Origin of the sequence: Thiomonas sp. OC7, from assembly GCF_900634595.1 — a bacterium.
Lineage (GTDB): Bacteria > Pseudomonadota > Gammaproteobacteria > Burkholderiales > Burkholderiaceae_C > Thiomonas > Thiomonas arsenitoxydans.
In genome coordinates this window covers 1251646-1272676 of the sequence record NZ_LR131953.1, presented here as the reverse complement: position 1 = coordinate 1272676, position 21031 = coordinate 1251646, and the positions used below count along the sequence as shown (strand labels likewise).

General features: G+C 64.3%; 20 protein-coding genes and 2 riboswitches. Of the genes, 15 read left to right on the top strand and 5 right to left on the bottom strand.

What is annotated here, in order from left to right; translation table 11 throughout:
- Window position 1: 1 nt before the first annotated feature.
- Genes BIO17B3_RS06075 through lptF form a run of 4 tightly spaced genes read right to left on the bottom strand, consistent with a single transcriptional unit; the run spans window position 2 to window position 4384 of the window.
- Window positions 2-1165: a pyridoxal phosphate-dependent aminotransferase gene (locus tag BIO17B3_RS06075; protein ID WP_156053436.1), complete on the bottom strand. Its 1164-nt coding sequence runs from the start codon at window positions 1163-1165 to the stop codon at window positions 2-4.
- Window positions 1166-1180: 15 nt separating this feature from the next.
- Entirely contained in the window at window positions 1181-2131 is a 951-nt protein-coding gene (locus BIO17B3_RS06070; protein WP_156053435.1) for a CysB family HTH-type transcriptional regulator, read from the bottom strand.
- A 22-nt stretch (window positions 2132-2153) separates the two neighbouring features.
- Window positions 2154-3251: an LPS export ABC transporter permease LptG gene (gene lptG / locus BIO17B3_RS06065; protein ID WP_013106861.1), complete on the bottom strand. Its 1098-nt coding sequence runs from the start codon at window positions 3249-3251 to the stop codon at window positions 2154-2156.
- Complete coding sequence (lptF, locus tag BIO17B3_RS06060) at window positions 3251-4384, bottom strand: LPS export ABC transporter permease LptF (RefSeq protein ID WP_156053434.1); 1134 nt, start codon at window positions 4382-4384, stop codon at window positions 3251-3253. Before lptF ends, lptG begins: the two co-directional genes overlap by 1 nt.
- Before the next feature lie 88 nt (window positions 4385-4472).
- Between lptF and BIO17B3_RS06055 the strand changes: the two genes are divergently transcribed.
- The 4 genes from BIO17B3_RS06055 to BIO17B3_RS06040 all read left to right on the top strand — a co-directional run bounded on the left by BIO17B3_RS06055 (window position 4473) and on the right by BIO17B3_RS06040 (window position 8071).
- On the top strand, window positions 4473-5936 hold the full coding sequence (locus BIO17B3_RS06055) for a leucyl aminopeptidase (RefSeq protein ID WP_156053433.1): 1464 nt from the start codon (window positions 4473-4475) through the stop codon (window positions 5934-5936).
- A gap of 33 nt (window positions 5937-5969) precedes the next feature.
- A complete protein-coding gene (locus BIO17B3_RS06050) occupies window positions 5970-6395 on the top strand; it encodes a DNA polymerase III subunit chi (RefSeq protein ID WP_156053432.1) in 426 nt (141 codons plus the stop codon).
- Window positions 6392-6754, top strand: coding sequence for a hypothetical protein (locus tag BIO17B3_RS06045; RefSeq protein ID WP_156053431.1), 363 nt, complete (start codon window positions 6392-6394; stop codon window positions 6752-6754). The genes BIO17B3_RS06050 and BIO17B3_RS06045 overlap by 4 nt, the downstream gene beginning before the upstream one ends.
- Window positions 6755-6934: 180 nt before the next feature.
- On the top strand, window positions 6935-8071 hold the full coding sequence (locus BIO17B3_RS06040) for a branched-chain amino acid ABC transporter substrate-binding protein (RefSeq protein WP_013124077.1): 1137 nt from the start codon (window positions 6935-6937) through the stop codon (window positions 8069-8071).
- A gap of 234 nt (window positions 8072-8305) precedes the next feature.
- Here BIO17B3_RS06040 and BIO17B3_RS06035 read toward each other — a convergent pair whose 3' ends face one another.
- Window positions 8306-8632: a c-type cytochrome gene (locus BIO17B3_RS06035; RefSeq protein ID WP_013106855.1), complete on the bottom strand. Its 327-nt coding sequence runs from the start codon at window positions 8630-8632 to the stop codon at window positions 8306-8308.
- 196 nt (window positions 8633-8828) lie between these two features.
- Here BIO17B3_RS06035 and BIO17B3_RS06030 point away from each other — a divergent pair, with 196 nt between their 5' ends.
- From BIO17B3_RS06030 to BIO17B3_RS05980, 11 genes are all read left to right on the top strand, one after another.
- A complete protein-coding gene (locus BIO17B3_RS06030) occupies window positions 8829-9080 on the top strand; it encodes a TIGR04438 family Trp-rich protein (RefSeq protein ID WP_156053430.1) in 252 nt (83 codons plus the stop codon).
- A gap of 31 nt (window positions 9081-9111) precedes the next feature.
- A riboswitch (glycine riboswitch) is annotated at window positions 9112-9208 on the top strand.
- Between the two features lie 3 nt (window positions 9209-9211).
- A riboswitch (glycine riboswitch) is annotated at window positions 9212-9322 on the top strand.
- 81 nt (window positions 9323-9403) lie between these two features.
- On the top strand, window positions 9404-10564 hold the full coding sequence (gene gcvT / locus BIO17B3_RS06025) for a glycine cleavage system aminomethyltransferase GcvT (RefSeq protein WP_156053429.1): 1161 nt from the start codon (window positions 9404-9406) through the stop codon (window positions 10562-10564).
- Between the two features lie 69 nt (window positions 10565-10633).
- Window positions 10634-11008, top strand: a complete 375-nt coding sequence (gene gcvH, locus BIO17B3_RS06020; protein WP_156053428.1) for a glycine cleavage system protein GcvH — start codon at window positions 10634-10636, stop codon at window positions 11006-11008.
- Between the two features lie 26 nt (window positions 11009-11034).
- A complete protein-coding gene (gene gcvP, locus BIO17B3_RS06015) occupies window positions 11035-13920 on the top strand; it encodes an aminomethyl-transferring glycine dehydrogenase (RefSeq protein ID WP_156053427.1) in 2886 nt (961 codons plus the stop codon).
- Window positions 13921-13931: 11 nt separating this feature from the next.
- Window positions 13932-15002 carry a low specificity L-threonine aldolase gene (locus BIO17B3_RS06010; RefSeq protein WP_156053426.1) on the top strand — a complete coding sequence of 357 codons (1071 nt, stop codon included), beginning with the start codon at window positions 13932-13934 and terminating at the stop codon, window positions 15000-15002.
- Between the two features lie 15 nt (window positions 15003-15017).
- Window positions 15018-16448 carry an L-serine ammonia-lyase gene (locus BIO17B3_RS06005; RefSeq protein WP_156053425.1) on the top strand — a complete coding sequence of 477 codons (1431 nt, stop codon included), beginning with the start codon at window positions 15018-15020 and terminating at the stop codon, window positions 16446-16448.
- Between the two features lie 96 nt (window positions 16449-16544).
- A complete protein-coding gene (rfbB, locus tag BIO17B3_RS06000) occupies window positions 16545-17609 on the top strand; it encodes a dTDP-glucose 4,6-dehydratase (protein WP_156053424.1) in 1065 nt (354 codons plus the stop codon).
- Window positions 17606-18514, top strand: a complete 909-nt coding sequence (gene rfbD, locus BIO17B3_RS05995) for a dTDP-4-dehydrorhamnose reductase (RefSeq protein ID WP_156053423.1) — start codon at window positions 17606-17608, stop codon at window positions 18512-18514. The genes rfbB and rfbD overlap by 4 nt, the downstream gene beginning before the upstream one ends.
- 8 nt (window positions 18515-18522) lie before the next feature.
- On the top strand, window positions 18523-19410 hold the full coding sequence (gene rfbA / locus BIO17B3_RS05990) for a glucose-1-phosphate thymidylyltransferase RfbA (RefSeq protein WP_156053422.1): 888 nt from the start codon (window positions 18523-18525) through the stop codon (window positions 19408-19410).
- Complete coding sequence (gene rfbC, locus BIO17B3_RS05985; protein WP_156053421.1) at window positions 19407-19970, top strand: dTDP-4-dehydrorhamnose 3,5-epimerase; 564 nt, start codon at window positions 19407-19409, stop codon at window positions 19968-19970. The genes rfbA and rfbC overlap by 4 nt, the downstream gene beginning before the upstream one ends.
- Window positions 19971-20052: 82 nt before the next feature.
- Window positions 20053-20988, top strand: coding sequence for a DMT family transporter (locus BIO17B3_RS05980; protein ID WP_156053420.1), 936 nt, complete (start codon window positions 20053-20055; stop codon window positions 20986-20988).
- Window positions 20989-21031 lie beyond the last annotated feature (43 nt).

Sequence of the window (21031 nt, the reverse complement as noted above, 5' to 3'; positions counted from 1 at the left end):
CCTACAGCGCAGCAAGCCGTTTGAGCGCGGCGTCCAGTGTGGCGTCTTGTTTGGCGAAACAGAAACGAACCACGCCGCGCTGCCGTCCGTCGGGCTCGAAGGCCGATAGCGGAATAGCGGCCACGCCGATCTCGGCGGTGAGCCAGCGGCAGAAGGCGTCGTCCGGCAGGTCGCTGATGGCGTCGTAGCGCACGCACTGAAAGTAGCTGCCGCTGCAGGGCAGCAGTTCAAACCGGCTGCCCGCGAGCCCGGCGCGGAAGCGGTCGCGCTTGGCCTGATAGAAGCCGGGCAGATCGCGGTAAGGCGCCGGGTCGGCCAGATAGTGGGCCAAGCCATGCTGCATGGGCGTGTTGACGGTGAATACGTTGAACTGATGCACCTTGCGGAACTCGGCGGTGAGCGCGGCCGGGGCGGCGACGCTGCCGACCTTCCAACCCGTGACGTGAAAGGTTTTGCCGAAACTCGACACCACGAAGGTACGCGCGGCCAGGCCGGGAAACCGCGCGGCGCTCTGATGCTGTGCGCCGTCGAACACCATGTGCTCGTACACCTCATCGGCAATCAGCACGATGTCGGTGGGCGCGAGCAGCGCTTCGAGCTGGCGCATATCGGCCTCGCTCCAGACCGTGCCGCTGGGATTGTGCGGACTGTTGATGAGCAAGGCACGGGTGCGTGGGGTGATGGCCGCGGCAATGGCGGCGAAATCCGGGCGGAAGTCGGCTTGCAAGGGCACGGTGCGGGCCACGCCGCCGCACAGGGCGATGTTGGGCAAGTAGCTGTCGTAGCTGGGCGTGAGCACAATGACTTCATCGCCCGGATGCACCACGGCGAGCAGGGCCGTGAAAATGGCCTGAGTCGCCCCGGCGGTGATGGTGATTTCGGCGTCGGCGTCATAGCGCATACCGTGCAGCGCGGCGATCTTGTCGGCCACCGCTTGCCGCAAGGCGGGAACGCCGGTCATGGGCGGATATTGGTTGGCGCCGCGGCGCATGGCCTGATCCACCGCGTCGATGAGGCGCGGGTCACAGGAAAAATCCGGAAATCCCTGGCCGAGGTTGATGGCGCCATGCTCCTGCGCCAGTGCCGACATGACGGTGAAGATGGTGGTGCCAACTTGCGGCAGACGCGAGGCAATGTGGGGCGTTTGGTGAGTTTGGAGCGACATGGGGGACGGCGGCGATCAGATGGAAAACACGTCTTGTCCGTCCAGCTCACCACGCAGGGTTTGCTCCACCAATTTGCGCGGCAGGCGGGGCGAGATCAGCTCGGTGAACAGGGGCACGAAACTGCGTTGCAGCACGCCGCGCTTGAACGCCACGCGCGTGAGCTGCTGACCGAACAGATGCCCGGCGGGAAGCGCGCGCAGTGCGGTGTCACGTTCAGCCGAGATGGCCATTTCGGCGATCAGCCCCACACCCAGCCCCAGTTCGACATAGGTTTTGAGCACGTCGGAATCGAGCGCTTCGAGCACGATCTGCGGTTGCAGGTTGGCATGGGCGAAGGCGGCATCGATCTGGCGGCGTCCGGCAAAGGTGGGCTCGTAGGTCACCAGCGGAAAGGTGGCCAATTCGGCCAGGGTGAGCTCGGTGCGATCACACAAGGCGTGCCCGTGCGGCACGACGGCCAGATGCTGCCAGCTGTAGCAGGGCAGGGTGAGCAGGTCGGGCGAATCTTGCAGCGACTCGCTGGCCAGGCCCAGATCGGCGCGTTCTTCGCGCACGGCCTGCGCCACTTGGTCGGGCGTGCCCTGCAGCAGCTGCACCTGCACGGCGGGCATGCGTCGGCGGAACTCGGCGATCACCCAGGGCAGTTTGTAGCGGGCCTGGGTGTGAGTGGCGGCCACCGTGAGCTGGCCCGCGTCGCGCGCGGCGTAGTCTTGTCCGATGCGCTTGAGGTTGGCGACCTCGCGCAGGATGATGTCCACACTGCGCAGCACCTCGATGCCCGGCTCGGTGAGTTTGCGGATGCGCTTGCCGTGGCGGCTGAAAATTTCCACCCCCAGCTCGCTCTCCAACTCGATAATGGCCTTGGAAACGCCGGGCTGCGAGGTATGCAGCGCCCGCGCCGCCTCGGTGAGGTTGAGCTTACGGCGCACGGCCTCTTGCAGAAAACGGAATTGGTGCAAGTTCATCGCTATCCTTGTCCGGCCGGTTTTAGCGGAACCGTACCTGCCAGGCAAACACGATCAGCCCCAGTCCGCCAAACAACAGCATGGGCATGGCCGCGGTGATGGCCGGCGGCCACGTTCCCAAAATGCCCAGACTGGAAAACAAGGTGTTGAGCAGGATGAACGCGATTCCCAGCACGATGCCCGCGAGCACTTTGCCGCTGACGCCTTTCGAGCGCGTGTGCAGGTAGGCGAAGGGCAGGGCGAGCAGCAACATCACCACGGCGCTGAAGGGATAGAACAGCTTTTTCCACAGTTGGATTTCATAGCGTTCGGCCGCCTGATGATTGGCGCGCAAATGCTGGATGTAACGCCACAGATCGATGGCCGACATCTTGTCGGGCGACAGCAACAGCACTCCGAGCACGCTGGGCGAGAGCGAGGTCCGCCAGCGATAGCTCGGCAACTGGGTCACTTTCAAGGCGGCGCCGGTCTGTTGCGGGAGTTCGGTGCGGGTGACGTTGTGCAGCATCCAGGTGCCGCCGCCTTCGTACTGGCCACTGGGCGCATGCAGTTCGGCAGCAATCTGCGCCTGGGCATTGAGCACATAGATGTGGATGTCAGTGAGATCGCCTCGGGTGTTGATGGCCTTGATGTTGACGGTCTGATTGCCGCTTCGGTCTGAATCGTTGCGCAGCCAAACGCCCGAAGCCAATTGGGTGCCGATGCCTGACCCTCCCCCGGCCTGCAAGCGCGCCGACAGCTGCCCGGCTGCCGGGGCAAGCCACTCACCGAGCAAGAACAGGGTGACCACCAGTGCGGCGGCCAGTTGCAGCAGCAAACCCAGCGCCGCGCGCGGGCTCAGTCCCGAAATTCGCAGAATGGTGAACTCGCTGCTCGCAGCCAAAGAGGCCAGTGCGAACACGCCGCCCACCAGAGTGGCGATGGGCAAGACTTCATAGGCGCGGCTGGGCATGCTCAGCGCGACATGCAGCAGGGTGCCGCTCAGGCTGAAACCCGGCTTGCCCAGATTGCTCAGGTCGTTGAGCATGTCGATGAAAAACAGCAGCGCGAGAAAGGCCAGGGTCACCAGACCCACGGCGCTGAGCACATGCAGCAGCAGAAAGCGGCGTACCGTGCGCATCAGGCGTGTGCTCCGGATCGTGCGCGGACTGGCCACAGGCGGTGCAGCCAGCCGTTGCCCCGCATCAGCAGCAGCAACAGGAACAGTACCGCGCCGCCATGCACCAGCAGGAAGCCGCTGGTAAATCCCACCCGGCCTTCGCTGATCCAGCCTTGCAGCACATTGAGCAGGTTGAAATAAATCAGATAAACCAGAATGGCGCTGATCAGGCTGCCCGCGCGTCCGGTACGCACCGAGCCCGAGGCCAAGGGCAGCGCCATCAAGGCCAGCAGGGCCGCAGACAACGGTACACCCAGCCGCCACGACAGTTCGCCCAGCCAGTTGGGAATGGCCGGGTTGAACAGATACTCGGTGGGTACGTTGCGGTTGGGCTGCGTGAGCCAGTTGACCGGCCCGGTTTTGTTATCCGCCACATTGCTCAAACCGGTGGTTGCATCGAGCCGCATGTCCAGCGAATCGAAGGAAGTGATGGTGTAGCTGGCCTGACCCGGCGTATGCGCGTAGCGGTTGCCGTTGCTCAGCACCAGAAAGGGCTGACCATCGATGCGCTGCACCTGCGCCGATCGCGCCGTGATCAGCACCGTCTGGCCCGAGGTGTCATCGCGGATGAAGATGTCGTGCGCCACCCCCCCGGCCTGCGCGCCCTTGTCGATGAAAAATACCCGCTTGCCCGAGGCCGATTCGCGGAACTGCCCCGGCGCCACGCGCGAAATGTCGGAGCGCTGCTCGAAGCGAATGCGCAACGCCGTGGACTGCTGGTTGGCCCAGGGCCAGGCAAACAGGGTGAGTGCGGCGATCAACAGCAGAATGGGCCACGAAAAGCGCAGCACGCTGACCATCAACCGCAGCCGCCCTACCCCGGTGGTGCGCCAGATGGTCATCTCGGAATCGAGCCACATGCGAGTGAAAGTGAGCAGCACCGCCAGAAACAGCGACAGGGTGATGACGATCTGCAAATAGCTCAGCGCGGTCAGACCGATGAGCAGAAACACATCCTGCGGGCTGGCCTGACCATCGGACGCCTGACCCAGAATGCGAATGAGCATCAGGGTGATGACCACGGTGAACAGCACGGTGAAAGCGCCGCCGAAATTGCGGCTCATTTCACGGCGCAGGGTCAAATCGAGGAGCATGAGGAAAACTGGCGGCAGGGACGATGAGGGGGGCGTAAAGCGAAGCGCGATGGAATAATGCAGCCACACTCACTCAGGAACCCTGAACATGAAATTCAGTATATCCGCCGTCAAAAAGCCGCTTCAGACCAAAACCGATGCCCTGGTGGTCTTTGTGCCCGAGGGGCGCGGCGCCAGCGGTCTGAACGATGCGGACGCACTCGACAACCTGATCGCCCAACTGGCCGTGGATGGCGATTTCAAGGCCAAGCCTGGCACCGTTCTATCACTGCACCGGCCCACCGCAGTCGCGGCGCGGCGTCTGCTGCTCGTGGGGCTGGCGGCCAAGCCGGAATTGCGCGACTGGAAAAAGGCGCTGCAGGCCGCCGCCCAGATGCTCAAGACCTTGCCGGTCAAGCAGGCGCATCTGCTGTCGGTCAATGGCCTGGATACCCTGGCTGAACTCACGCCCACGGTGTTCTCCGAGGTGTTCTACCGCTTCGATACGACGCGTAACGTCGAAGACGCCGATACCCCTGCGCTCGAAGCCGTTCAGCTCTGCGCCGTGGGGGGCGATGCCGTGCCGACTTCGGCGAAAGCCGCCCTGCAGCAGGCCGAGTCGGTCGCCATCGGCGTGCGCCTCACGCGCGAACTCGCCAATCTGCCGGCCAATTACTGCACGCCCACCTATCTCGCTGAAATGGCGAAAAAGATGGCCAAATTCCACGGGCTGGACTGCAAGGTGCTCGGGCGTCCGGAAATGGAAAAGCTCGGCATGGGTTCGTTTCTGGCCGTGGCGCAGGGCTCGGTGCAGCCGCCCAAGTTCATCGTGCTGGAATATCGCGGCGCGGGCAAGAAAGACGCGCCGCATGTGCTCGTCGGTAAAGGCGTGACCTTCGATACCGGCGGCATTTCGCTCAAGCCCGGCGCCGAGATGGACGAAATGAAGTTCGACATGTCCGGGGCCGCGTCGGTGCTGGGCGCGTTCGAGGCCATTGCCCGCATCAAACCCAAGATCAACGTGGTCGGCCTGATCGCGGCCACCGAGAACATGCCCGACGGCGGTGCCATCAAACCCGGTGATGTGGTGACCAGCATGTCGGGTCAGACCATCGAAATTCTCAACACCGACGCCGAAGGCCGCCTCATCCTCTGCGACGCGCTGACCTACGCGGCACGCTACAAACCGCAGTCGGTGGTGGACATCGCCACGCTCACCGGGGCCTGCGTGATTGCGCTGGGCAAGGTCAACAGCGGCCTGTTCACCGCAGACGACGCTCTGGCCGACGCGCTGCTCGAAGCCGGTCGCGCCACGCTCGATCCCTGCTGGCGCATGCCGCTTGAGACCGACTACGCCGATGCGCTCAAGAGCAATTTCGCCGATGTGGCCAATATCGGCGGGCGCCCTGCTGGCGCCATCACCGCAGCCTGCTTCCTGTGGCGTTTCGCCAAAGACTACCGCTGGGCGCACCTCGACATCGCGGGCACGGCCTGGAACAGCGGCGCCAACAAGGGGGCCACCGGCCGCCCGGTGCCGCTGCTGGTCAGCTACCTGCTGTCGCAGGCGCAGTAAGCGTTGTCCGGCAACCCGCCGTTGCGCGCCATCATGCCCTGCTCAGTCGAGTTTCGTGTGAACCTGCCTGACCCGCTGCGTTACGCCTGTGGGCTGCTGCGCACGGCGACACAGCGCGGCGCTCGCGTGCTGGTAGCCGCGCCCGAGCCCTTGCTCACGGAACTCGATCCGTTGTTGTGGACTTTTCAGCCCGGCAGTTTTGTGCCGCATGTCTGGCAGGACGACCCGCTCGCTGACAAAACGCCGGTCATCCTGGCGCCTCAGCCCGATCTGCCCCGGGCCGGGCGGGTGACTGCCCTGGTGAATCTCGGCCCCGGTCTGGTGACCGGCTGGGAATCTCTGGAGCGAGTGATCGAACTCGTCAGTGAAAACGGGCCCGACAAGCCCGCCGCCCGCGAACGCCTGCGCGCTTATCGGGCCGCCGGATTCGATCCCGCCATCATCCCGTCCCGATCATGAAATCTTTACCGCCCAACCCTGTCGTCTTGCCCGTGCTCACCGAGCGTCTGGAACCTCAGGATGCCGTGATCGAGGAAGACATCGTCGACCCTCCGTTTGCAGTCCAGCCCTCGGCCTATGCGCAGGCGGTCTATCGCGGCCCCGAGCTTGCACAGTCTGAAGACGTTCCGTTGCTGGAGGTGCCCGCCATCGACCTCGACGAACTCTGGCTACGCATCGCACCCGGGCTTCAGCAGCAGTTGCTGGAGCTGGTTTACGCCGAGCTGGATGCGCTGGCCCCCCAACTGGCCGCCAGACTGTTCGACACCCTCAAGCCAACCCTGCGCGCCTCGCTCGCCGAGGCGTTGCAGCAAGCTTGAAACCGCTTGAACTGAAATAGTTTTGTCAGACGGTCAACCCAAACGCCAGCAGGCACATTGCTTGCTAGTGTTGGTAAAGGCGATCTGTTCAAAATTCTGTAACTCGGTTAATGTATCGCCCTGTCAGATTCAAGCTGACTTCACAACACAACACACGTCTTTCCTATTGGAGGCTCATTCATGAAACTGAAATACGTCGCTCCGCTGCTGGCCCTGTCCATGGCCATTGGCACCGCCTACGCTGCGGACACCATCACCGTCACCATCGGTAGCGCATCTCCCCTGTCTGGCCCGCAAGCCAGCTTCGGCCAGGACAACGCCAACGGCGTGAAAATGGCCATCAAAGATCTGAACGCGCAGAACATCGTCATCGGCGGCAAAAAGGTCGAGTGGAAGGTCGATGCCCAGGACGACCAAGCCGACCCGAAACAAGCCACCACCGTGGCGCAAAAATTCGTTGATGAAAAGGTCAATGGCGTCGTCGGCCACCTGAACTCCGGCTGCACCTTCCCCGCTTCGCGCATTTACAACAACGCCGGCATCCCCAACATCACCCCTTCATCCACCGATCCCAAGATTTCGCAACAAGGCTTCAAGACCTTCTTCCGCATCATCGCCAACGACAGCGCGCTGGGCGCAGGTCTGGCCAACTACGCCAAGAACACGCTGAAAGCCAAGACCGTCGCCGTGATCGATGACCGTACCGCCTACGGTCAGGGTGTGGCCGACGTGTTCGCCAAGACGGCCCAGAAAGACGGCATGAAATTGGTGGATCGCGAGTACACCAACGACAAAGCCACCGACTTCTCCGCCATTCTGACCAAGATCAAGGCTTCGCAGCCGGACATCATTTTCTACGGCGGCATGTATCCCCAGGCCGGCCCGCTGGTTCGCCAGATGCGCCAACTGGGCATCAAGGCCACGCTGATGGGCGGCGATGGCATCTGCGCACCGGAACTGGGCAAGCTCGCGGGTGAAGCCGTTGCTGGCGTCACCTGCGCCGAAGGCGGCTCCCCGCTGAGCCAGATGCCGGGCGGCGAAGCCTGGAAAAAGCGCTATGACGCCGAGTTCGGCGCCAGCGCGTTCCAGCTTTATTCGCCTTACTCGTATGACGGCACCATGGTGCTGGCGCATGCGATGATGAAAGCCAAGTCAGTCGATCCGAAGAAGTACCTGCCCTTCATCCAGAACATCGACTACAACGGCGTGACCAAGAAAGATATTCACTTCACCAAGACCGGTGAGTTGGTGGACGCCACCATCACCATCTCGACGTTCGACAAGGACGGCAAGAAGAGTGTGGTGGCCGTGCAGTAAACCCGGTGCGATTGGACCGTCTGTTGCGGCAGCGGTCCATCAAACCCAAGCGCCCTTCGGGGCGCTTTTTTATGCGCGCCGACTCAGTCTGTGGGAGCGGCGCGCATAAAAAAGCCGAGAGACCTCGCGGCATCTCGGCTTTTCAGCGGCGCAGACCTATCGATCTACGTCCTTCAAGGCAACACTAGAAACACTAGATATTGATTGCGGGTGTCGCCTATGAATGCGTATGAATTACTTCTTCAGCGACAGCACCCACTCGGCCAGTTGCTTGGCTTGGGCGGGGGTGACTTGCGGGTTGGCGGGCATGGGCACCGGGCCCCACACGCCAGACACGCCGTGCAGGATGGCCTTGCTCAGGGTGTCAACCGCACCCGGCTTGCCGGCGTACTTGGCGGCGACTTCCTGGTAGGACGGGCCAACCAGTTTTTTGTCCACTGCGTGGCAAGCCAGGCAGTTCTTCGATTTGGCCAGAGCCAGCATGTCTTCAGCGGCGAAAGCCGATGACATGGTCATGGTGGCGGCAGCGGCCAGGGCAGCAGCGAAAACAGCTTTTTTCATTCCAGTCCTCCAGTAGGGTTAAACAAAACGGGTACAGCCAAGTAACGCATCTTAATCAATTCGGTTGACGCGCAGCACAAGAAGTCAGCGAGAATTGCTCAGGTGTCATTTCAGATTGATTTCACGCAACACGCGCAGTGCAAATCGGTGTTTCCTTTTGTATCTTGTCGCTATTTCCTCTCATGGGTGCACTGTCATGGCGTTTGTCATTCTGGGTCTGATCTTTATCGTCCTCAAACTCCTGAGCATCGGGCCCGTGGCGGCCTGGTCTTGGTGGTGGGTGCTCCTGCCCTTGGCGCTGGCGTTCATCTGGTGGGAGATCATCGACCCCATGTTCGGCATCTCGAAAAAGCGGGCCATGGGCGACATGGCCGATCGGCAGCAGGCAAGACGGCAAAAGTATCGTGAAAGCCTGGGGCTGGGCGGTGGAGAGCGCCGAAAAAAATAATCCGCGCAAGCCTTTGCCGGGCTGCGATACACTGGCTTTGTCAGGAGAGCGCTGCGATGTCATGCGGCCGCCGAAGGCGTAAGCCCTTACCGGGTGTACCGCTCAGGCAAAAGGACTGACCACACCGCAAGGTGTTCCTCACTGGAGAGTGGCGCTGAAATTGAGCGCTCACCGAAGGGGCAAGTCTGGCAACTCGGGTTCGCCGGATCAATCTCTCAGGTACCCGGGACAGCGAGGGGTTGAGTGCCGTGTCTTGCGCCGCGATGGCAAGAGATGCGGCGGCATTGGCGCCTTCAGGCGTCTCACCCCCCGCGAGAACCGACGTGTCCCACTCCGCAGATTCCGAACTGATTTTGACGCCCCTGCACGCCCTGCACCTTGAACTCGGTGCGCGCATGGTGCCATTTGCCGGTTATGCCATGCCGGTGCAATATCCGAAGGGCATTCTGGCCGAGCACCTGCATACCCGGCAAAGCGCGGGGCTGTTCGATATTTCGCATATGGGGCAAGTGGCGCTGCGCGGCGATGACGCCGCTGCGGCGCTCGAAACCTTGGTGCCTATGGACATCCAGGGGCTGCCCGAGGGCAAGCAGCGCTACGCCTTGTTCACCAATGAGCAGGGCGGCGTGCTCGACGACCTGATGGTGATTCCGCGTCAGCGTGCCGATGGAGACGGGCAGGAACTGTTCCTTATCGTCAATGCCGCCTGCAAGGTGCAGGATGTGGCCTTGCTGCAGACGCTTTCTGATCGCTGCGAGGTTGTGCCCCTGCCCGAGCAGGCCTTGCTGGCGCTGCAGGGGCCGCAAGCCGTGCAGACCTTCGCCCGTCTGGTGCCCGAGGCGGCCGACCTGGTGTTCATGACAGGTCGCTGGATGGATGTGCCGGCCGAGGGCGGGGCGATTCGCATTTTCGCCACACGCAGTGGCTACACCGGAGAAGACGGGCTGGAAATCTCGGTGACCGCCGCCGATGCGCAGCGGCTTGCGCGTTTGCTGCTCTCTCTGCCCGAGGTTGAGCCCATCGGTTTGGGGGCACGCGACACCTTGCGGCTCGAAGCCGGGCTCTGTCTTTACGGTCACGATATCGACACCTCGACCACGCCGGTCGAGGCGGGGCTGACCTGGGCGATTCAGAAGGTGCGGCGCCACGGTGGCGCGCGCGCCGGAGGATTTCCGGGCGCCGAAGTCATCCTGGCCCAAATCGATCAGCCGAATCTCGCGCCCCGGCGCCGCATCGGCCTTATCGGTCTGGATCGCACCCCGGTGCGAGAGGGCACGGAGTTGCTGGCCGCCGATGGCCGCTCGGCGGGCCGTGTGAGCAGCGGCAGCTTTGCGCCGAGCGCGGGCGGCCCCGTGGCGATGGCCTATGTCGCCGCCGAGTTTGCCGTTCCCGCGGGCACGCTGTACGCCCAGGTGCGCGGCCGTGCCGTGCCCATGCAGTTGCAACCCATGCCGTTTGTGCCGCACCGCTATTGGCGTGGTTGATGGCGCGATTGCAGCCTTGATGCCTTGCCGCGTCTAATTTGATTCCCTTTTTGATATCCGGAGTTTTCCATGAGCCTGAAATTCACCCCCGACCATGAATGGATTCGCGTCGATGCCGCTGGCGTCGCCACCGTGGGCATCACCCCGCATGCGCAAGATGCGCTGGGCGACGTGGTGTTCGTCGATCTACCCGAAGTGGGCAAGACCTACGCCGCGCACGACACCGTGGGCGTGGTCGAGTCGGTGAAGGCGGCGGCCGATGTATTCAGCCCGGTTTCGGGCGAAGTGACCGAGGTCAATGAGACCCTGCGCGCTGATCCGTCGCTCGCCAACACCGACCCGCAGGACAGCGGCTGGTTTTTCCGCATCAAGCTGTCTGATCCGAGCCAGCTCGACGGCCTCATGGACGAAGCCGCCTACGCCGAACTGCTCAAGAACGCCTGAACACACCTGCCTTTCCGGAGATACGCATGTTGATGTCCACCCAACCCGCGCTGCGCGATCTTGAAGATGCGCAGGCCTTCCAGCGCCGTCACATCGGCCCCGATGCGGCAGAGCAGCAGCACATGCTGTCGGCGCTGGGCGCTGAAGATCTGTCGGGTTTGATGAGCGCGGTGATCCCTGCAGCTATCCGTCGCAAGCAGGCGTTCGATTTGCCGACGGCCATCGACGAAGCTCAGGCGCTGAGCGAGTTGCGCGGCATCGCCAGCGGCAACCGGGTGATGCGCAGCTATATCGGCCAGGGCTACTACAACGCCCTGATGCCCGGCGTCATTCAGCGCAATGTGCTGGAGAACCCGGCCTGGTACACCGCGTACACGCCGTATCAGCCGGAGATCAGCCAGGGGCGGCTGGAGGCGCTGCTCAACTTCCAAACCCTGGTGGCCGATCTCACCGGCATGGATGTTTCCAACGCCTCCATGCTCGACGAGGCCACCGCCGCCGCCGAGGCCATGACCCTGGCGCTGCGTTCGAGCAAGTCGCCCTCCAAATCGCAGCGCTTTTTTGTCGCTGACGATGTGCTGCCGCAAACCCTCGAAGTGCTGCACACCCGCGCCGCGCCGCTGGACATCGAGGTCGTTACCGGTGCGGTGGACGAGGCGCTGGAAGGTGAGTATTTCGGCGTGCTGCTGCAATACCCGGGCGTGGACGGTACCGTGCGCGACGACCGCGAACGCATCGCCGCGCTCAAGGCCAAAGGCGTGCTGGTCGTGGTGGCGGCCGATCTCCTGGCGCTCACCCTGCTGATGTCGCCGGGCGAACTCGGGGCCGACATCGCCTGCGGCACCACCCAGCGTTTCGGACTGCCGCTGGGGCTGGGCGGCCCGCACGCCGGTTATCTGGCGGTGCGCGACGCGCTCAAGCGCTCGATGCCCGGCCGCCTCGTCGGCGTGAGCCAGGACGCGCATGGACAACCGGCTTATCGCTTGGCGCTGCAAACCCGCGAGCAGCACATCCGCCGCGAAAAAGCCACCAGCAATATTTGCACCGCGCAGGTGCTGCCCGCCGTGCTGGCCAGCATGTACGCGGTTTATCACGGCCCTGAGGGTCTCAAGCGCATCGCCCAGCGGGTGCATGCCTACACCGTATTGCTGGCGCAGGGGCTGGAGCAGGTCGGCCTGCCGGTGCTCAACGCCCAGTTCTTCGACACCCTGACGGTGCACACCGGCGCGCGCACTGAAGAGGTGCATGCCGCTGCGCTGAAGCGGGGCATCAACTTCCGCCGTATCGGCGCACAGCATGTCGCGGTGTCGCTGGACGAAACCGTCACCCGCGGCGATCTGGCCGACATCCTGGCCTGCTTCGGCGTGACGCAGAATGAGGCGCTGTTTGCCGCCGCAGAAAAGGGTGTGGCGCCGCGCTGGCCGCAGCAACTGGCCCGAGTCAGCGCATTCCTCACCCATCCGGTGTTCCATCGGTATCGCAGCGAGACTGAAATGCTGCGCTACCTGCGCCGTCTGGCCGACAAGGACATCGCGCTCGACCGCGCCATGATTCCGCTGGGCTCCTGCACCATGAAGCTCAACGCCACCAGCGAGATGACGCCCATCACCTGGCCCGAGTTTTCCGCCATTCACCCCTTTGCGCCCGCAGACCAAACCCGCGGCTACACCCAACTGGCCAAGCAGCTCGAACAATGGCTGTGTGCCGCCACGGGCTACGACGCCATGTGCCTGCAGCCCAACGCCGGGTCGCAGGGCGAGTACTCAGGGCTGCTGGTCATTCGCGCCTATCACGCCAGCCGGGGTGAAGGGCATCGCGATGTCTGCCTGATTCCCTCTTCGGCCCACGGCACCAACCCGGCGTCTGCGCAGATGGCGGGCATGCGAGTGGTCGTCACCGCCTGCGATGCGCAGGGCAACGTCGATCTGGCCGATCTGCGCGCCAAGGCCGAGCAGCATGCCGACCAACTCGCCGCGTGCATGATCACCTACCCGAGCACGCACGGCGTGTTCGAGACCGAAGTGCGCGCCATCTGCGACATCATCCACCAGTATGGCGGGCAGGTGTATGTGGACGGCGCCAATATGAATGCGCTGGTCGGCCTGGCCAGCCCGCCCGAGTTCGGTGCGGATGTGTCGCACCTGAATCTGCACAAGACCTTCTGCATTCCGCACGGCGGCGGCGGCCCCGGCGTGGGGCCGATCGGCGTGCGCGCCCACCTCGCCCCGTTCCTGCCGGTGCATCGCACTGCGGGAGTGGACCGCCCTGAAGCGGTGGGGGCAGTGAGCGCCGCGCCGCTGGGCAATGCCAGCGTGCTGCCGATTTCGTGGATGTATATGCGCATGATGGGCGCGGACGGGCTGACGCAGGCCAGCCGCGTGGCCATTCTGTCGGCCAACTACATCGCCGAAAAGCTCAAGGACCACTATCCGGTGCTCTACACCGGCGAGAACGGCCGCGTGGCGCACGAATGCATTCTCGACCTGCGTCCGCTGAAGGATGCCACCGGCATCAGCAACGAAGATGTCGCCAAGCGCCTGATGGACTACGGTTTTCACGCACCGACCATGAGCTTCCCGGTGCCGGGCACGCTGATGATCGAGCCGACCGAAAGCGAGTCGCTGGCCGAGCTCGACCGCTTCATCGACGCCATGATCGCCATCCGCGCCGAGATTGCCCGGGTGGAAAAAGGGGAATGGCCTCCTGAGGACAATCCTTTAAAGGCCGCCCCGCACACCGCAGCGAGCGTGCTCGGCGCGGATTGGGCGCATGCCCACAGCCGCGAGGAGGCCGCCTTTCCGATTTCCGCCTTGAGGGCCAACAAATACTGGCCGCCGGTGGGCCGGGTGGATAACGCCTGGGGCGACCGCAACCTGCAGTGCGCCTGCCTGCCCATCAGCGACTACACCTAAAAAGACGCACCATGCACCCCCCTGAACTCCGCCAGCATTTCGCCAGCGACAACTACGCCGGCATCTGTCCCGAAGCCCTGCACTGGCTGCTGCAGGCCAATGCCTCGGGCCATCAGCCGGCGTATGGCGACGATGGCTGGACGCACCGCGTCTCCGACCGGCTGCGCGATCTGTTCCAGACCGATTGCGACGTGTACTTCGTGTTCAACGGCACCGCGGCCAACTCGCTGGCGCTGGCCGCCATGTGCCAGAGCTATCACGCAGTGATCTGCACCCCGGTGGCGCATATCGAAACCGATGAGTGCGGCTGTCCGGAGTTTTTCTCCGGCGGCTCCAAGCTGCTGATCACCGAGGCTGAAAGCGCGCAGGCGCGGCGCGGCAAGCTCACGCCCGAGGCCATCGACTTTCTGGCCACCAAGCGCAGCGACATTCATTCGCCCAAGCCCAAGGTCGTCTCCATCACCCAGGCCACCGAGTTGGGCACGGTGTATAGCGTCGAAGAGGTGCGCGCCATTGCCGCCATGGCCAAGCGCCACCATCTCAAGCTGCACATGGACGGGGCCCGGTTCGCTAACGCCGTGGCCACGCTGGGCTGTCATCCGAGTGACATCACCTGGCGCGCCGGGGTGGACGTGCTGTGCTTCGGCGGCACCAAGAACGGCCTACCCGTGGGCGAAGCCGTGGTGTTTTTCGACCGCGAACTGTCCGCCGATTTCGCCTGGCGCGTGAAGCAAGCCGGGCAGCTCGCCTCGAAGATGCGCTTCATTTCCGCGCCCTGGCTGGGCATGCTGGAAAACGACAACTGGCTGCGTCACGCCCGTCATGCCAACGCCATGGCGCAGCGTCTTTATGCTGCCATCCATGAGGTGCCCGGCGTACGGGTGATGCATCCGCCCGAGGCCAACGCGGTGTTCGCCCATCTGCCGCGGGCCGTCATCGACACCCTGCACGGCCAGGGCTGGCGCTTCTATGAATTCATCGCCGACGGCGGCTGTCGCCTGATGTGCGCCTGGGACACCACGCCGGAATCGGTCGATGCTTTTGCCGCCGATCTCACCGCGGCCTGCACGGCGCAGGCTTGATCTGAAGGAGACGTCATGGCCGTCTCCGTGTTCGATCTGTTCAAGGTAGGTATCGGCCCCAGCAGTTCGCATACCGTGGGGCCGATGCGGGCTGCGCGACTGTTCGCCCTGTATCTGCAAAGCAGCCAACTCATGTCCCGCGTCGCCCGACTGGAATGCGCGCTGTATGGCTCGCTAGGCGCTACGGGCAAGGGGCATGGCAGCGACAAGGCGGTCATCCTCGGTCTGATGGGTGAGCAGCCCGATACCGTGGATGTGGACACCATTGCCGCGCGCATCGCGGCGCTGCAGACCACGCACCGGCTCGGCCTGCTCGGCACGCAAGCGCTGGACTTCGACCCCGCGCGCGACATTGTTTTTTTCGCGCTCAAGCAGTTGCCGCTGCATGCCAACGGCCTGCAATTTTCCGCCTATGACGCTGCTGGAGCGCTGATTGATCAGCGCGTTTACTACTCTGTGGGCGGCGGCTTCGTGGTGAGCGAAGACGTCGCGGCCGATGGCGAAAAGCAAAAACGCATCGCGCCCGACACCACCGTGCTGCCCCTGCCGTTTCACAGCGGGGCAGAGCTGCTGGAACTCACTCGTGCGCACCAACTCAGCATCGCGGGTGTCATGCGCCGCAACGAGCAGCATTGGCGCAGCGATGCCGAAATCAACCGCGACCTGCAGCACATCTGGCAGGTCATGCAAGCCTGCGTCGCGCATGGCTGCGCCACCGAAGGCGAGTTGCCCGGCTGGCTGCATGTGCGGCGCCGTGCGCCAAAGCTCTATCGCACCCTGAGCGGTGCACACGGAGTTGCGCTGACTGATGCCTCCGCGCTGCCGATGCCGCCAACGCCGCTGAGCGATCCGCTGCAAGTCATCGACTGGGTCAACCTCTTCGCCCTGGCCGTCAATGAAGAAAACGCCGCGGGCGGTCGCGTGGTCACCGCGCCGACCAACGGCGCTGCGGGCATCATCCCCGCCGTGCTGCACTACTACACCCGCTTCGTCCCGGACGCGAGCGAGGCGGGCGTGGCCGACTTTCTGCTCACCGCGGGCGCCATCGGCCTGCTCTACAAAGAAAACGCCTCGATCAGCGGCGCCGAGGTCGGCTGCCAGGGTGAGGTGGGCGTGGCCTGCTCCATGGCCGCCGGTGCGCTCTGCGCTGTCATCGGCGGCACGCCCGAACAGGTGGAAAACGCTGCGGAAATCGGCATGGAACACCACCTCGGCCTGACTTGCGACCCCGTTGGCGGGCTGGTGCAAGTGCCCTGCATCGAGCGCAACGCCATCGCTTCGGTGCAGGCGCTCAATGCTGCGCGCATGGCCCTGCACGGCGACGGTCGCCACATCGTTTCGCTCGATCAGGTCATCAAGACCATGCGCGACACCGGCGCCGACATGCAGACCAAATACAAAGAAACCGCCCGCGGCGGTCTGGCGGTGAATATCGTCGAATGTTGAGCGCGGCTGCCGCGTACGCCGAAGCCGGCAGCCGTCGGCAACGGCAGCCTTGGTTATGCTTTGAGAATTTTGCTGACCTGCATCGGACGTTTCCTCATGATCTTCCTCACCGGAGCCGCCGGTTTCATCGGCGCCAATTTTGTGCACCACTGGCTGGGCCAGATGGACGAGCCCGTGCTGGTGCTCGACGCGCTCACTTATGCGGGCAACCTGGAGAGCCTGGCCCCAGTGGCTTCCGACCCGCGCTACCACTTCGCGCGGGTCGATATTTGCGACCGCCCAGCGGTGGCCGCGCTGCTGACCCAGCACCGCCCCCGCGCCCTCCTGCACTTCGCCGCCGAGAGCCATGTCGACCGCTCCATCCACGGCCCCGGCGACTTCATCCGCACCAATGTGCAAGGCACCTTCGAACTGCTCGAAGCCACCCGCGCCTACTGGGCCGCGTTGCCCGCGCCGGAGAAAGCCGCCTTCCGCTTCCTGCACGTCTCCACCGATGAGGTGTACGGCAGCCTCTCGCCCACCGACCCCGCCTTCACCGAGACCACCCCCTACGCGCCCAACAGCCCCTACAGCGCGAGCAAGGCAGCAAGCGATCACCTCGTTCGCGCCTGGCATCACACCTACGGCCTGCCGGTGCTCACCACCAACTGCTCCAACAACTACGGCCCCTACCAGTTCCCCGAGAAACTCATCCCGCTGATGATCCACAACGCCCTGGCCGGCAAACCCCTGCCGGTGTATGGCGACGGCCAGAACGTGCGCGACTGGCTGTATGTGCAAGACCACTGCCGCGCCATCGCCCGCGTGCTCGAAGCCGGTCGCCTAGGTGAGACCTACAACGTCGGCGGCTGCAACGAGGTGAAGAATCTCGATGTGGTGCACACCCTGTGCGACCTGCTCGATCAACTCCGCCCCAAGATGGATGGCAGCAGCTACCGGGCGCAGATCACTTTCGTCACCGACCGTCCCGGCCATGACCGGCGCTACGCCATCGACGCCCGCAAGATCGAGCGCGAACTGGGCTGGACTCCGCAGGAGACCTTCGCCACCGGCCTGCGCAAAACCGTGCAGTGGTATCTCGACAACCCGGATTGGGTGGAACACGTCACCAGCGGCGCCTACCGCCAGTGGGTCGGCAAACAGTACGGAGCCGCCGCTTGAACCCGCCGCGCATCCTGCTGCTGGGCGCAGACGGCCAGGTCGGCTGGGAGCTGCGTCGCGCCTTGCTGCCGCTGGGCGAGGTGCGGCCGCTGAATCGCACCCAAGCCGACCTTGGCGACCTCGATGCCTTGCGCATCGTGCTGCAACGCGAGCAGCCTGAGCTTATCGTCAACGCCGCCGCCTACACCGCCGTCGACAAAGCCGAGACCGACCCCGAACTGGCCCAGCGCATCAACGCCGCTGCGCCGGGCGTGCTCGCCGCCTGGGCCGCTGAACACCACGCCATGCTGGTGCATTACTCCACCGACTACGTGTTCGACGGCGCCAAACCCGCGCCCGGCAGCTACACCGAGGCCGACACCCCCAACCCGCAAAGCGCCTACGGCCGCAGCAAGCTCGCGGGTGAGCAGGCCATCACCGCCAGCGGCTGCCGCCATCTCATCCTGCGCACTTCCTGGGTGTACGCCGCGCGTGGCGGCAACTTCGCCAAGACCATGCTCAAGCTCGCCGCCGAGCGCGACAGCCTGCGGGTGATCGCCGACCAGTTCGGCGCCCCCACCAGCGCCGAGCTCATCGCCGACACCACCGTGCAGATGCTGCAACGCCTGCGCACCGACTCCGCTCTGGCACAGCAGGCCAGCGGCCTCTACCACCTCACCGCGCAGGGCAGCACCAGTTGGCACGGCTACGCGCAATTCGTCATCGCTGCCGCTGCCGCCCGCGGCCTGCCGCTGCGCTGCGCGCCCGAACACGTGCAGGCCATCACCACGGCGGACTACCCGCTGCCCGCCCCGCGCCCGGTCAACTCCCGGCTGGACTGCAGCAAACTCCAAACCACCTTCGACCTGTTTCTGCCGCCCTGGCAGACCCAGGTGCAACGCCTGATCGACGAACTTCCGCTGTGACTTCCGCTATGACCCAAGCCCGCAAAGGCCTCATCCTCGCCGGCGGCTCCGGCACCCGGCTCTACCCCGTCACCCAGGCGGTGAGCAAGCAACTGCTGCCGGTGTACGACAAGCCGATGATCTACTACCCGTTGTCCGCGCTCATGCTCGCAGGCATCCGCGAGGTGCTCATCATCTCCACCCCGCAAGACACCCCGCGCTTTGCCCAGTTGCTGGGCGACGGCAGCCAGTGGGGCTTGAGCCTGCAGTACGCGGTGCAGCCCAGCCCCGACGGCCTGGCGCAGGCTTTTATCATCGGCCGCGACTTCATCGGCAACGCGCCGAGCGCGCTGGTGCTGGGCGACAACCTGTTCTGGGGCCACGATCTGCAAGCCTCACTCAAAGAGGCTCACGCCCAGACCCAAGGCGCGACGGTCTACGCCTATCACGTGCACGACCCTGAACGCTACGGCGTGGTCGAGTTCGACGCCACCGGCCGCGCCATCAGCATCGAAGAAAAACCCGCCCAACCGAAGAGCAGCTACGCCGTCACCGGCCTGTACTTCTACGACCCGCAGGTGTGCGACATCGCCGCCCACCTCAAGCCCTCGCCGCGCGGCGAGCTGGAGATCACCGACGTCAACCGCGTCTACCTGCAGCAGGGCACGCTGCAGGTGCAGACCCTCGGCCGCGGCTACGCCTGGCTGGACACCGGCACCCACGACAGCCTGCTCGAAGCCGGGCAGTTCATCGCCACGATTGAAAAGCGCCAGGGCCTGAAGGTCGCTTGCCCGGAGGAAATCGCCTTCCGCCAACGCTGGATTACTGCCGCCCAGCTCGAACAACTCGCCGCCCCGATGAAAAAGAACGGCTACGGCCAATATCTGCTGCGCCTGCTGGCCGAGGAGAAGGTATGAAGGTCATTCCCACCGCCCTGCCCGAAGTGCTCATTCTGGAGCCCAAAGTCTTTGGGGACGAGCGCGGCTTTTTTTTCGAGAGCTATAACCGCAAGACCTTCGCGTTGGACACCGGGCTGGATGTGGAATTCGTGCAGGACAACCATTCCAAATCCGCCCAGGGCGTGCTGCGCGGCCTGCACTACCAGCTCATCAAGCCGCAGGGCAAGCTGGTGCGCGCGGTCACCGGCACGGTCTGGGATGTGGCGGTGGATCTGCGCCGCAGCTCGCCGCGCTTCAAGCAGTGGGTGGGCGTGGAACTGAGCGCGCAGAACCAGCGCCTGCTGTGGGTGCCGCCGGGCTTCGGCCACGGCTTTGTGGTGCTGAGCGAAACCGCCGACTTCCTCTACAAGACCACCGACTACTGGTACCCGGAACACGACCGCAATCTCGCCTGGAACGATCCGGAACTGGCCATCGACTGGCCGCTGAAAGGTTTGCACCTGCCGGGCGGCCAGCCGAGTCTGGCCGCCAAGGATGCGGCGGCGCCCCGGCTGGCGCAGGCCGAGGTGTACGAATGAGGGCTGACTGACCGTCTCTCAGGCCCCCTTGCGGCGTGCGCTTTGTTGAGCAGATTGACGGGTGCACTGAAATAATGCACCCATGCCTTCCAAAAGCCACTCCTTTCTTGACCCAAGCACGGTTCTTCTGCTGACCCTCCCGCCTCTGTTCTGGGCTGGCAATGCCGTCGTGGGGCGGCTGATGGTGGGGCAGATTCCCCCCATGGCGCTGAGCTTTTACCGCTGGTTGTTCGCGCTGCTGCTGGCGCTGCTCATCGTCGGCCCCGATCTGTGGCGCAACCGGGCGGTGTTGCGCAGCAAGTGGAAGTCGCTTGCGGTCATGGGCATTCTGGGGGTGGGCAGCTACAACTCGCTGCAATACGTGGCGCTGGAGACCACCACGCCGCTCAACGTCTCGCTCATCACTTCCAGCGCGCCGGTGTTCATCCTGCTGATCGGCGGGGCGTTTTACAAGCAGACTGTGGGACGGGCGCAATGGATCGGCGCCATGCTGTCGATCGCCGGGGTGGCGGTGGTCGTGGCCAAGGGCGATCTGGCGCATCTGACGGCGCTGCACTTCGCGCCGGGCGATCTCATCATGCTCGTGGCCGTGTTTCTGTGGGCCATCTACACCTGGGAACTGCGGCAGCGGCCCCTGGGCCTCGCGCCGATGACCTCGCTGGCCGCGCAGATGATCTGGGGCGTGCTGTCCATCCTGCCCTTCATGCTGGCCGAACGCTGGATTGGCGGTGAGACGACTCATTGGGGCGGCCCGGTCTGGCTGGCGCTGGCCTATGTGGCGGTGTTGCCTTCGCTGCTGGCTTACTGGTGCTGGGGCAGCGCGGTGGGCAAGGTCGGGGCGCAGATTCCGTCTTACTTCGGCAATCTGGCGCCTCTGTTCGCCGCGCTGCTGAGCTGGTTGTTTCTGGGCGAAACCATCCACTGGTATCACTTGTGGGCGGCCTTGCTGATCTTCGCCGGGATTCACGTCGCCCTCAACGCGCGCCAGCAGCCAGTGCCGCTGGAGCAGGAATTGTGAAGTCTTTCACACAATCCGCGGCTCTCTACCGATTTCCGGGAAT